The 10,625-nt window shown below is 33.0% G+C and carries 11 protein-coding genes; 10 read left to right on the forward strand and 1 reads right to left on the reverse strand.

What is annotated here, in order from left to right; all coding sequences use genetic code 11:
• The first annotated feature begins 114 nt into the window (after positions 1 to 114).
• The 3 genes from rsgA to ACVBFA_RS11360 are packed head-to-tail and all read left to right on the forward strand — an operon-like array spanning position 115 to position 2,275.
• Complete coding sequence (rsgA, locus tag ACVBFA_RS11350) at positions 115 to 990, forward strand: ribosome small subunit-dependent GTPase A (RefSeq protein ID WP_164539666.1); 876 nt, start codon at positions 115 to 117, stop codon at positions 988 to 990.
• Positions 991 to 1,635 (forward strand): ribulose-phosphate 3-epimerase, encoded by a 645-nt coding sequence (rpe, locus tag ACVBFA_RS11355; protein WP_002446262.1) that lies wholly within the window; start codon positions 991 to 993, stop codon positions 1,633 to 1,635.
• A gap of 4 nt (positions 1,636 to 1,639) precedes the next feature.
• Entirely contained in the window at positions 1,640 to 2,275 is a 636-nt protein-coding gene (locus ACVBFA_RS11360) for a thiamine diphosphokinase (protein ID WP_002446263.1), read from the forward strand.
• Positions 2,276 to 2,358: 83 nt separating this feature from the next.
• Here ACVBFA_RS11360 and rpmB read toward each other — a convergent pair whose 3' ends face one another.
• Positions 2,359 to 2,547, reverse strand: coding sequence for a 50S ribosomal protein L28 (rpmB, locus tag ACVBFA_RS11365; RefSeq protein ID WP_001830107.1), 189 nt, complete (start codon positions 2,545 to 2,547; stop codon positions 2,359 to 2,361).
• A 357-nt stretch (positions 2,548 to 2,904) separates the two neighbouring features.
• On the opposite strand from rpmB, the gene ACVBFA_RS11370 reads away from it, so the two are divergent.
• From ACVBFA_RS11370 to fabG, 7 genes are all read left to right on the forward strand, one after another.
• Positions 2,905 to 3,279, forward strand: coding sequence for an Asp23/Gls24 family envelope stress response protein (locus ACVBFA_RS11370; RefSeq protein ID WP_001830156.1), 375 nt, complete (start codon positions 2,905 to 2,907; stop codon positions 3,277 to 3,279).
• A 14-nt stretch (positions 3,280 to 3,293) separates the two neighbouring features.
• A complete protein-coding gene (gene fakA / locus ACVBFA_RS11375; RefSeq protein WP_126122458.1) occupies positions 3,294 to 4,952 on the forward strand; it encodes a fatty acid kinase catalytic subunit FakA in 1,659 nt (552 codons plus the stop codon).
• A gap of 203 nt (positions 4,953 to 5,155) precedes the next feature.
• Positions 5,156 to 7,204 carry an ATP-dependent DNA helicase RecG gene (recG, locus tag ACVBFA_RS11380; protein WP_002457383.1) on the forward strand — a complete coding sequence of 683 codons (2,049 nt, stop codon included), beginning with the start codon at positions 5,156 to 5,158 and terminating at the stop codon, positions 7,202 to 7,204.
• A gap of 160 nt (positions 7,205 to 7,364) precedes the next feature.
• Positions 7,365 to 7,925 (forward strand): transcription factor FapR, encoded by a 561-nt coding sequence (fapR, locus tag ACVBFA_RS11385; RefSeq protein WP_164539665.1) that lies wholly within the window; start codon positions 7,365 to 7,367, stop codon positions 7,923 to 7,925.
• 1 nt (position 7,926) lies between these two features.
• Positions 7,927 to 8,904, forward strand: coding sequence for a phosphate acyltransferase PlsX (plsX, locus tag ACVBFA_RS11390; protein WP_002457382.1), 978 nt, complete (start codon positions 7,927 to 7,929; stop codon positions 8,902 to 8,904).
• Between the two features lies 1 nt (position 8,905).
• The gene (fabD, locus tag ACVBFA_RS11395) at positions 8,906 to 9,835 is read left to right on the forward strand and encodes an ACP S-malonyltransferase (RefSeq protein WP_447158846.1); all 930 of its coding nucleotides are present in this window, start codon (positions 8,906 to 8,908) and stop codon (positions 9,833 to 9,835) included.
• On the forward strand, positions 9,828 to 10,562 hold the full coding sequence (fabG, locus tag ACVBFA_RS11400) for a 3-oxoacyl-[acyl-carrier-protein] reductase (protein WP_001830161.1): 735 nt from the start codon (positions 9,828 to 9,830) through the stop codon (positions 10,560 to 10,562). Before fabD ends, fabG begins: the two co-directional genes overlap by 8 nt.
• Positions 10,563 to 10,625 lie beyond the last annotated feature (63 nt).

A 10,625-nucleotide genomic window follows, 5' to 3' on the forward strand; every position in this document is an offset into this window, starting at 1 on the left:
TATTGAAAACAATATACTAGTAAGTAAATAATGAGCTTGAATTGAGTTGTTATATTATAAGTACTAGTATTTTGATATAATATGAATAATAAAACATAAATGAGAGGTGTCTTTTTGAAGACTGGTCGAATCGTTAAACTAATCAGTGGTGTGTATCAAGTAGATGTAGAAGGTGAGAGATTTGATACCAAACCACGTGGTTTATTCAGAAAAAAGAAGTTTTCACCTGTGGTGGGCGATATCGTAGATTTTGAAGTTCAAAATACGAAAGAGGGCTATATTCATCATGTACATGACCGAAATAATGAACTAAAACGACCACCAGTAAGTAATATTGACGAGTTAGTGATAGTAATGAGTGCAGTCGAGCCTGAATTTTCAACACAATTATTAGATCGCTATTTAGTGATTGCTCATTCTTATCATCTCAAACCTAGAATTTTAATCACTAAACATGATATAGCTTCTGAACAAGAAATTCTAAAAATCAAAGATACAATAAAAATATATCAAAACATAGGATATGCTACGCATTTTATTGGAAAAGATAGTAATTATACTGCTACTGTTGATGAATGGTCTGACGGTTTAATAGTATTAAGTGGCCAATCTGGAGTGGGGAAATCTACTTTTTTAAATAGTTATCAGCCTCAGTTGAAATTAGAAACTAATGATATTTCTAAGTCATTGAATAGGGGTAAACACACTACAAGACATGTCGAATTATACGATAGAAAAGGTGGTTACATCGCTGATACACCGGGGTTTAGCGCGTTAGATTTTAATCATATTGAAAAAGAGCAACTAAAAGATTTTTTTATAGATATTCATGAAGCAGGAGAGCAATGTAAGTTTCGTAATTGTAATCATATAAAAGAACCACAGTGTCATGTTAAGACACTCGTTGAAAAAGGAGAAATTCCACAATTTAGATATGATCATTATCAGCAATTATATAATGAAATTTCCAATAGAAAGGTTCGATACTAAATGGTTAAAATTTTACCATCACTTTTATCTATAGATTTTTTAAATTTAAAAGAAGAACTTCAATTGTTAGAAGCAGCCAAGGTAGACGGATTACACTTTGATGTGATGGACGGTAAATTTGTCCCTAATATTTCAATTGGTATTCCAATATTGGATGCTGTTAGACAACAATCTCATTTGCCAATAGATGTTCATTTAATGATTGAACAACCTGAAAATTATATTAATCTTTTTGCTGAACATGGTGCTGATATGATTTCAGTCCATGTTGAGGCGACAACACATATACATAGGGCAATTGAACAAATTAAACAATTAGGGAAAAAAGCAGGTGTCGTCATCAATCCCGGAACATCTGTAGAAACAATTTTACCTATATTGAGTATTGTTGATTATGTTTTAGTAATGACTGTAAATCCTGGTTTTGGCGGACAAACATTCATAGAACAATGCGTGACTAAGATTGAGCAATTAAATCAACTCAAACATGAAAATCATTTAACTTTTGATATTGAGGTAGATGGAGGAATTAACGATCAAACGAGTAAACGATGTGTAGAACAGGGTGCTACAATGTTAGTCACTGGTTCATACTTCTTTAAACAAGAGGATTATGCAAAAGTAACATCTTTATTAAAGGAATGATAATGTGAAGATTAATTTATTATGTTCTCAGCGTTTGTTACCTAATCATATTTTCGAAAAAGAAAAAGATTCTAATTGGGCAGGTATTGATAGAGGTGCGCTTATACTCGTAAAACAAGGTATTCAACCTATATTTTCTGTAGGTGATTTTGACTCAGTGAATGACGAAGAACGTTTGATGTTGATGCAAAATCTTCATATCGAACCGGTTGAAGCTGAAAAAGATGATACTGATTTAGCTTTAGGAGTAGCTCAAGCAGTTGAAAGAGGATACACAGAAATTACAATTTATGGTGCAACAGGCGGTCGGTTAGATCACTTTATGGGTGTGCTTCAAATTTTACAAAAACCTCAATACTTACATCAGTCTATAAAAATAAAAGTCATTGATCAACAAAATCATATTCAATTATTAGGTGAAGGTAAGTATGTAATCAACAGAGATAGTAATTATCCATATATATCGTTTATCCCTCTCAACGATAAAGCTATATTAACTTTACAGGGGTTCAAATATAATTTAAATCAAGAACACTTAAATTTAGGCTCTACACTCACAATTTCAAATGAGGTAATGGATAATGAAGCAATCATTCGAGTTGAACAAGGATCAATTTTAAAAATACGTAGTCGTGACTAAAAAAAGACCTTAAAGGGCTCACCTTTAAGGTCTTAAAATTTATCCTCCACATAAGGATATTTTTATTATGTGCATTATATTTATTAAACTCTAGTAACTTTACCAGATTTTAAAGCACGTGCAGAAACCCAAACTTTCTTAGGTTTGCCGTCTACAAGGATTCTAACTTTTTGAAGGTTAGCGTTCCATCTGCGTTTATTCGCATTTAAAGCGTGTGAACGATGATTACCAGTCGAAGCTTTACGACCTGTTACGAAACATTGTTTACCCATGAAAGTACCTCCTTTAATAAATATAAATACACACTACTACTTATATACTTTAATAAGATAACACATAATGAGATTGTCGGCAATAAAGACTTTTATAAATTATAAAAATTACAATAAAATGCAATTTATTATGCTATAATTGTGTGATGTGGAGTTATATAGTATGATACTGTAAAGAAACAGTTAAATTAATTAGATAAATTTACAAACAAAGTAAACCTAATTTTTAAAAATACAAATTTTATTAATTTAAAGCATCAACAATGATTTGATTTTTAAAGTATTTAAGGCATTAATAAAATAACCTAGGCACAACGCTTTAAAAATAAAATTCTGAAATTTTCAGGAGGAACAGATATGACATTAGAAATTTCAAATGACTACGGTAAAATTGATATTTCAAATGATGTAATTGCATCAGTAGTTGGTGGTAAAGCCGTTGAAAGTTATGGAATTGTTGGTATGGCTTCAAGACAACAAGTTAGAGATGGTATCGCTGAAATCCTTGGACACGATAACTATGCTAAAGGCATTAAAGTTAGAGAAGACAACGGAATTATTGATGTAGATATGTATATCATCGTGAGCTATGGTGTGAAAATTTCTGAAGTAGCAAGCAATCTTCAATCAACTGTTAAATATACTTTAGAAAAAACACTAAATGTGAAAGTTAATTCAATAAATATTTTCGTACAAGGTGTACGTGTAAATGAGACAGTGAAAAAGGTTTAGGAGGACAACGTGAAATGATTAGCAAAATAAATGGTAAATTATTTGCCGATATGATTATACAAGGGGCACAAAATTTATCAAATAATGCAGACTTAGTGGATTCATTAAACGTCTATCCTGTTCCAGATGGAGATACAGGGACAAATATGAATTTAACTATTACTTCTGGTCGTGAGGAAGTCGAAAATAATTTATCTCAAAATATTGGAGAGTTAGGTAAAACATTTTCAAAAGGATTACTTATGGGAGCTCGTGGTAATTCAGGTGTTATTCTTTCTCAATTATTCAGAGGTTTTTGTAAGAATATTGAAGAAGAAAAAGAAATAAGCGTGCAACAGTTTGCTGAGAGTTTTCAAGCTGGAGTTGAAACAGCTTATAAGGCAGTTATGAAACCGGTAGAGGGGACGATTTTAACAGTAGCCAAAGATGCAGCAAAAGCCGCAATGGATTACGTGGATCAAGCTGAAGATTGCGTTGATTTAATGGTACACGTGATTGAAGCAGCAAGCGAGTCTTTAGATAATACGCCTAATTTATTAGCAGTACTTAAAGAAGTAGGCGTTGTTGATAGTGGTGGTAAAGGTTTATTATGCGTTTATGAAGGTTTCTTAAAGGGTCTTAAAGGCGAAAAAGTAGAAGCACAAGCACCTAAACTTGATACTGAATCATTTGTTAATGACGATCATGATTTTCACGGGGTTATTAATACAGAGGACATTGTTTACGGTTATTGTACGGAAATGATGGTTCGATTTGGTAAAAATAAAAAAGCATTTGACGAGCAAGAATTTCGTAATGATATGAGTGAATTCGGTGATTCGTTATTAGTAATTAATGATGATGAAATTGTTAAAGTGCACGTACATACAGAACATCCGGGGGATGTATTTAATTATGGTCAAAAATATGGTGAGCTAATTAAACTTAAAGTAGAAAACATGCGTGAACAACATCGTGAAGTTATTCGTAAGGAACAAGATGGAATTCAAAATAAAGCAACTAATGAATCCAAAACAGTTGAAACAGCTATTGTTACAATTTCTGTAGGCGATGGGATTGCTGAATTATTTAAATCTATGGGAGCAACGCACATTATTAGTGGTGGGCAAACAATGAACCCTTCTACTGAAGATATAGTTAAGGTTATTGAACAATCACAATGTAAACGTGCAATTATCTTACCAAACAATAAAAATATTATGATGGCCAGTGAACAAGCGGCTAGTATTGTAGAAGCTGAAACTGTAGTGATTCCTACTAAATCGATTCCACAGGGAATATCAGCCTTATTCCAATATGATCAAGAATCTAATTTAGAAGATAATAAAAGCCACATGAATGATGCTTTGGAAACTGTTCAATCTGGTTCAATTACTTTTGCAGTTAGAGATACTAAAATAGACGGTATTGAAATCAAGAAAGATGAATTCATGGGTCTAGCTGAAGATAAAATTGTGATAAGTGACTTTAATCAATTTCATGCAGTTAAAGGTCTACTCAGCAAACTACTTAATGAAGATAGCGAAATTTTAACAATGATTTCAGGCGAAGATGCCGATAATTCAATTACAAACCAAATCATTGATTGGATTGAATCGGAGTACCCTGATGTAGAAGTAGAACAACACGAAGGTGGACAGCCTATTTATCAGTATTTCTTCGCAGTAGAATAAATGAAATACTATTTACCTTTTGATAATAAATAGTCGGAATAACGGTTAGTGAATTTAAATCACTAATCGTTATTTTTATATATAATGAGAATTTTAATAGTGAAGTGTTGATATAATTAACCCGTGAAACGCAAATTAATCAATTGAACATGGTAAAATAGATGTTGAGATTAAAGATAATGAAAAATAATAGGTGATTCATCATGTCAAAAGTTCATCTTATTGAGAGCCCGTATGCATTAGATAAAATTAAAGGTATAGGTCCAAAACGTTTAGCGTTGTTAGAAGAATTAAATATTAAATCAGTTGAAGATTTAGTATTATACTTACCGACACGTTATGAAGATAATACTGTTATTGATTTAAATCAAGCAGACGATCAAGCAACTGTAACAGTTCAAGGTGAGGTTTATTCCAGTCCAACTGTTGCTTTTTTTGGTCGTAATAAATCGAAATTAACTGTCCATCTTATGATAAATCATATCGCTGTTAAATGCGTATTTTTTAATCAACCATATTTAAAAAAGAAACTTGAACTAAATAGTATTGTCACTATAAAAGGGAAATGGAATCGTAATAAACAAGAGATTAATGGTAATCGTATTTTTTTTAATGATCAAAAAAATCAAGAGGATGCCCATTTAGAACCAGTATATCGAGTTAAAGAAGGAATAAAACAAAAGCAGTTACGAGATAACATTAGACAGGCACTTAGTGATGTTACAATTCATGAATGGTTGACTGATGACCTCAGAGAAAAGTATAAATTAGAAACTTTAGCATATACAATTCAAACATTACATCATCCTATTGATAAACAAAACTTGCTAAGAGCTAGACGAACTTATGCATTTACAGAGCTATTTATGTTTGAGCTACGTATGCAATGGTTAAATCGCTTAGAAAAGACATCAGATGAAGCTATTGAAATTAATTACGATATAAATAAAGTAAAACAATTTATTGATAGTTTGCCATTTGAGTTAACTGATGCTCAAAAAGTTAGTGTCAATGAAATATTTCGTGATTTAAAGGCGCCTATTCGTATGCATCGGTTGTTACAAGGTGATGTTGGATCCGGCAAAACTGTAGTAGCAGCAATTTGTATGTACGCCTTAAAAACTGCAGGATATCAATCTGCATTAATGGTTCCAACGGAGATTTTAGCTGAACAGCACGCTGAAAGTTTGATGCAACTATTTGGTAATACAATGAACGTAGCTTTATTAACTGGTTCTGTTAAAGGGAAAAAAAGACGACTTCTTCTAGAGCAATTAGAAAATGGAACTATCGATTGTTTGATTGGTACACACGCCTTGATACAAGATGATGTTGTCTTCAATAATGTTGGATTAGTCATTACAGATGAACAGCACCGATTTGGTGTTAACCAACGACAAATTCTAAGAGAAAAAGGTGCGATGACCAATGTGTTGTTTATGACAGCGACACCAATCCCTAGAACACTCGCTATTTCTGTTTTCGGTGAAATGGATGTATCTTCAATTAAACAATTACCAAAAGGCAGAAAACCTATAAAAACAAGTTGGGCAAAACATGAGCAATATGATCAAGTACTTGCACAAATGTCGAATGAATTAAAAAAGGGTAGACAAGCCTATGTCATCTGTCCATTAATTGAAAGCTCTGAGCATTTAGAAGATGTACAAAATGTTGTGGCACTTTATGAATCCTTACAAAGTGATTACGGTAATGAAAAAGTTGGATTATTACATGGGAAAATGACTGCTGAAGATAAAGATCAAGTCATGCAAAAATTCAGTGAACATGAAATAGATATTTTAGTTTCTACTACTGTAGTTGAGGTGGGTGTAAATGTACCTAATGCAACATTTATGATGATTTATGATGCAGATCGATTTGGTTTATCTACATTACATCAATTACGTGGGCGTGTTGGTCGTAGTGAACATCAAAGTTATTGTGTATTAATTGCATCTCCCAAGACTGAAACAGGTATTGAACGTATGACCATTATGACTCAAACTACTGATGGATTCGAATTAAGTGAAAGAGATTTAGAAATGAGAGGTCCAGGGGATTTCTTTGGAGTAAAACAAAGCGGTCTTCCAGACTTTCTTGTAGCAAATATAGTAGAAGATTATCGTATGCTTGAAGTTGCTAGAGATGAAGCAGCAGAACTTATACAATCTGGCCAATTTTTCGAACAACAATATAGTCATTTAAGAGAGTTTATTAAACAAAACTTACGCCACATTCGTTTTGATTAGAAAAAAATATTATACTATTCAAAGATATATTTTGATTTTATAAAAAGATACGATCAGCTGAATATAGATTGATACAGTTTATTGTTGAGTAATAGATAAAGAAAGTGTTATGATATTTAAGGAATATTTAAGACTTGGTACTAAAATGAGGGGTGTGCGTGTGAAATTAAAGAAAAATGATAGACGAGTAGCCATTAAAGAGGCTATCGAATTAAACCCCTTCATCACTGATTATGAATTGTGTGAGCAGTTTGATGTAAGTATTCAAACCATACGTTTAGATCGCACACATTTAAATATTCCTGAGTTACGTAAAAGAATTAAATTAGTCGCTGAACAGAATTATGGACGAATCAAATCAATAGAAGCCAATGAAATTATAGGTGATTTGATTAAAGTGAATCCTGATGTTAGCGCGCAATCTCTAATTGAAATTACAATTGATTCTGTTTTTGCAAAAAGTGAGATTGCTAGAGGGCATGTCTTATTTGCACAAGCTAACTCATTATGTGTAGCTCTTATACATAAACCAATAGTATTGACACATGAAAGTCAAGTTGAATTTAAAGAAAAAGTAAAATTAAATGACACAGTTCGAGCAGATGCCCGTGTCATAGATATAACAGATAAACATTATATTATTGAAGTGAATTCTTATGTTTCAGATATGTTAGTTTTTAAAGGGAAATTCAAAATGTACTATACAAGTGAGGATGAATGAAATGGTTAAAATTGCTGTAGATATGATGGGTGGAGATGATGCGCCTGGTATTGTATTAGATGCAGTTAAAAAAGCTGTCGAAGACTTTAAAGATTTGGAAATTATTCTTTTTGGTGACGAATCACAATACAATTTAAGTCATGAGCGTATAGAGTTTCGACATTGTACCGAAAAGATTGAAATGGAAGATGAACCAGTACGTGCAATTAAACGTAAAAAAGATAGCTCCATGGTTAAGATGGCTGAGGCGGTAAAATCAGGTGAAGCTGATGGTTGTGTATCAGCGGGAAATACAGGTGCTTTAATGTCAGCTGGGTTATTTATTGTTGGACGTATTAAAGGCGTAGCAAGACCTGCGTTAGTTGTAACATTGCCCACTACTGATGGCAAAGGGTTTGTGTTCTTAGATGTTGGTGCCAATGCTGACGCTAAAGCAGAACATTTACTACAATATGCGCAATTAGGAAATATTTACGCTCAAAAAATTCGCGGTATTCAAAATCCTTCAGTGTCACTTCTTAATATTGGCACTGAAGCAGCTAAAGGAAATTCTTTAACTAAAAAAGCATATGATTTATTTGAGAAAAATCAATCATTTAACTTTACAGGTAATATTGAAGCAAAAACACTTATGGATGGAAATGTTGATGTCGTAGTAACAGATGGTTATACAGGTAACATGGTCCTTAAAAATCTTGAAGGCACTGCAAAGTCTATAGGTAAAATGTTGAAAGAAACAATAATGAGTAGCTTCAAAAATAAATTAGCTGGTGCAGTGTTGAAAAAAGATTTAGACACATTTGCTAAGAAAATGGACTACTCAGAATATGGTGGATCAGTATTATTAGGTTTAGATGGTACGGTTGTAAAAGCTCACGGTAGTTCAAACGCTAAAGCATTTTATTCTGCAATTAGACAAGCAAAAATTGCTGGTGAAGAGAATATCGTTCAAATTATGAAAGATACAGTAGGTGAGTAAAATGGGTAAAATAGCAGTTGTATTCCCTGGTCAAGGTGCACAAAAAGTAGGGATGGCTAGTGATTTATATAACGAAGAAGAACGCTCGACTCGAGTATTAAATTTAGCTCAAGAGACAGTAGACTTTGATTTGTTAGAAACGATGTTTAATGATAATGATGGGAAATTAGGAGAAACAGAAAATACACAACCTGCACTATTAACACATAGTATTGCGTTACTAGAATCTTTAAATCATTTAAAAGTAGATTATACTATGGGACATAGCTTAGGAGAATATTCAAGTTTAGTTGCTAGTGGTGTATTAGCTTTTGAAGATGCAGTTAGAATTGTACGTAAACGTGGCCAACTTATGGCTCAAGCGTTTCCTAACGGTGTTGGAGGTATGGCAGCAGTATTAGGTTTGGACTATGATGATGTTGATAAGATATGTCAAACGTTATCTACAAATGAACAGTTAATTGAACCTGCTAATATTAACTCACCAGGTCAAATCGTGGTGTCTGGACATAAACCTTTAATTGATGAATTAGTAGAAAAGGGCAAAGAACTTGGAGCTAAACGCGTTCTTCCGTTAGCTGTTTCCGGTCCTTTTCACTCTTCAATGATGAAAGTTATTGAAGAGGTTTTTGCTAATTTCATTAATCAATTTGAGTGGCATAATGCTAATTATCCAATTGTTCAGAATGTTAATGCAAAGGGAGAAACCGATGCCGAAGTAATTAAACGCAATATGGTTAAACAATTATATTCACCTGTTCAATTTATTCAATCAACGGAGTGGTTGATTAATCAAGGTGTCGATCACTTTATTGAAATTGGACCTGGAAAAGTATTATCTGGGCTCATCAAAAAAATTAATCGAGATGTAAAAATCACTTCAATTCAAACACTTGAAGATGTGAAAGGATGGAATAATAATCATGAATAAAAGTGCTTTAGTTACAGGTGCTTCTCGTGGTATAGGTAGAAGCATTGCATTGCAATTAGCAGAAGAAGGATATAATGTAGCTGTCAATTATGCTGGAAGTAAAGATAAAGCAGAAGCAGTTGTTGAAGAAATTAAAGCTAAAGGTGTAGAAAGTTTTGCAATACAAGCCAATGTTGCAAAAGGCGATGAAGTTAAAGAAATGATTAAAGAAGTGGTAAGTCAATTTGGTTCTGTAGACGTATTAGTTAACAATGCAGGAATAACTAAAGACAACTTACTTATGCGCATGAAAGAACAAGAGTGGGATGACGTGATTGATACGAACTTAAAAGGCGTGTTTAACTGTATTCAAAAAGTAACGCCACAAATGTTACGTCAACGTAGTGGTGCAATCATTAATTTAACTAGTATTGTTGGTGCAATGGGTAATCCTGGACAAGCAAACTATGTTGCAACAAAAGCAGGTGTTATTGGATTAACTAAAACTGCAGCACGAGAACTAGCATCACGAGGTATTACAGTGAACGCTGTAGCACCTGGCTTTATCGTTTCAGATATGACAAATGCTTTAAGTGATGATTTGAAGGATCAAATGTTAGAGCAAATTCCTTTAAAACGTTTTGGAGAAGATACAGATATAGCTAATACTGTTGCCTTCCTAGCTTCTGATAAAGCTAAATATATTACAGGCCAAACAATTCATGTTAACGGCGGAATGTATATGTAATGTTCGAAAAGAAGCAAACGAACACATGAGCTAAGGCTCATGTATAAGAAACACTAAATACAC

It is taken from the genome of Staphylococcus sp. MSU001, from assembly GCF_052976705.1.